Annotated in this window: 2 protein-coding genes and 2 tRNA genes; 2 read left to right on the top strand and 2 right to left on the bottom strand. The window is 43.8% G+C overall.

What is annotated here, in order from left to right:
* The coding region (locus tag BGK46_RS17065) for a recombinase family protein (protein WP_139130707.1) at positions 1-359 on the top strand (359 nt) is incomplete at its 5' end.
* Between the two features lie 13 nt (positions 360-372).
* The gene (locus tag BGK46_RS01405) at positions 373-1,152 is read left to right on the top strand and encodes a hypothetical protein (protein WP_069586692.1); all 780 of its coding nucleotides are present in this window, start codon (positions 373-375) and stop codon (positions 1,150-1,152) included.
* 62 nt (positions 1,153-1,214) lie between these two features.
* Here the strand turns inward: BGK46_RS01405 and BGK46_RS01400 are convergent.
* Positions 1,215-1,291: transfer RNA gene (locus BGK46_RS01400), tRNA-Trp, on the bottom strand.
* Between the two features lie 8 nt (positions 1,292-1,299).
* Positions 1,300-1,376 (bottom strand) — tRNA-Asp (locus tag BGK46_RS01395).
* Between the last annotated feature and the right edge of the window lie 84 nt (positions 1,377-1,460).

The raw sequence follows: 1,460 nt of genomic DNA, 5'->3' as shown, positions 1-1,460 counted from the left end.
TATTATCTGAATTCAGGATTACGTTTGTTTCAGTGACAGAATCAATCGACACTTCAACTGGAGAACTGGTGTTCCATTTGTTCGCATCCATTGCCCAATTTAAACGAGCAATCATCAGCGAAAGAACCAAAGCGGGTTTGAATGCAGCACGAGCGCGAGGACGGAGAAGTGGCAGAAAACCAAGTATGTCGCCAGATGCAGCAAAGAAGGCAGCAGCAATGCTGCTAAACCCGACCATCACAAAAACGGAAGTAGCCAAACACTTCGGTGTATCGAGACCAACATTAGATAAAGCTCTGGCGGCTCATGGAACACCCGACGAAATATCACTATTCGCTCAGCACACATTAAAAAGGTAAGGAGGTAGGCCGAGTGTTTCACCCTAATAGCGGCAGTTTTTTTAAACTGAAATCAGACGACGAAACAAACATTTGGAGGTATTTGGACTTTACGAAGTTCGCAGCAATGCTGGATTCAAGTGCTCTATTCTTTTCTCGATTAGATAGATTTGATGACCCATATGAAGGGGCTACAACTCAACTTACTCTGGAGAAAAGGAACAGAAGGCTCGAAGAATTAGTAGCTAACCACCCCCAACACGACCGAGAACGCTATCGCAACAGGATGTTAATACACTACAAAAACCGATTTCATATTAGAAAAAGAATTGCGGCAAACTGCTGGCATAAAAACGAACATGAGTCGGAAGCCATGTGGAAGTTGTACGTTCCATCAGGAGAAGGAGTTGCGATAAAAACAACAATAAAGGGGTTAAAAGACGCTTTAGAACCCCATCCAGAATTGTTCTATATTGCAGATATAGAATACCAAGACTACTCAACGTTCACATTCACAGATAATTCAGTTCTAGATCAATCTCTAGTCAAGAGAGCGAGTTTTTCACATGAAAGTGAATTGAGAACATTTCTGGTAAAAGACCTTGGTGATCTTAATAAGCATGAAGAACTTCATGATTCGCCAATAGACTATGGCATCAACGTAAAGATAGATGTCAATACTCTAGTCCAAGAGCTTTATATCTGTCCATCAGCGCCGAGCTGGTTCGCATCCTTAGTAGAAAACACGGCTAAAAAATATGGAATGACAAGTGAGGTCAAACACTCATTGTTAGACCAATTGCCAGTATTTTAGCTTGAGGGTTTCAGAAACACAGAAAGAAAAAAGCCCCCGTCTTTCGACTGAGGCTTTAAATGTGGCAGGGGTGGAGGGATTCGAACCCCCAACACGCGGATTTGGAATCCGCTGCTCTGCCAATTGGAGCTACACCCCTATAAGTAGTGGCGGAGTGGACGGGACTCGAACCCGCGACCCCCGGCGTGACAGGCCGGTATTCTAACCAACTGAACTACCACTCCGCACCAATTCTGTCTCATCAAAGTCTTACGCATATCTGCTTTGATGCTTAAATTGTGTCTGTGTGACGGGAGTTTTGAAGCGAG

Origin of the sequence: Salinivibrio sp. SS2, from assembly GCF_001722075.1 — a bacterium.
In the GTDB taxonomy this organism is placed as follows: domain Bacteria; phylum Pseudomonadota; class Gammaproteobacteria; order Enterobacterales; family Vibrionaceae; genus Salinivibrio; species Salinivibrio proteolyticus.
This window is presented reverse-complemented; position numbering and strand designations above follow the sequence as displayed.